The 289-nt window shown below is 61.9% G+C and carries 1 protein-coding gene; it reads left to right on the top strand.

Going from position 1 to position 289, the window contains the following annotated elements; all coding sequences use genetic code 11:
* The coding region (locus XdyCFBP7245_RS23585) for a transposase (protein WP_146091753.1) at positions 1-289 on the top strand (289 nt) is incomplete at both ends.

Raw genomic sequence — 289 nt, 5'->3', positions numbered from 1 at the left:
AGGGCAATCAGTGGTATTTCGGGATGAAGGCGCACATCGGCGTGGATGAGTTTTCCGGGTTGGTGCACCACGTCCATTGCACAGCGGCCAATGTCGCCGATGTCACGGTGATGCACACGTTGCTGCATGGCAAGGAAGACAGCGTGTTCGGCGACAGCGGCTACACCGGCGCGGACAAACGCGGCGAACTGCAGGACTGCGACGCTGCATTCTTCATCGCCGCCAGGCCCTGGACGATCCACGCCATCGGCAACAAGCGCGAGCGTGCTCGGGCACAGCGTTGGGAACA

This window comes from Xanthomonas dyei (genome assembly GCF_002939865.1).
Lineage (GTDB): Bacteria > Pseudomonadota > Gammaproteobacteria > Xanthomonadales > Xanthomonadaceae > Xanthomonas > Xanthomonas dyei.
This window is presented reverse-complemented; position numbering and strand designations above follow the sequence as displayed.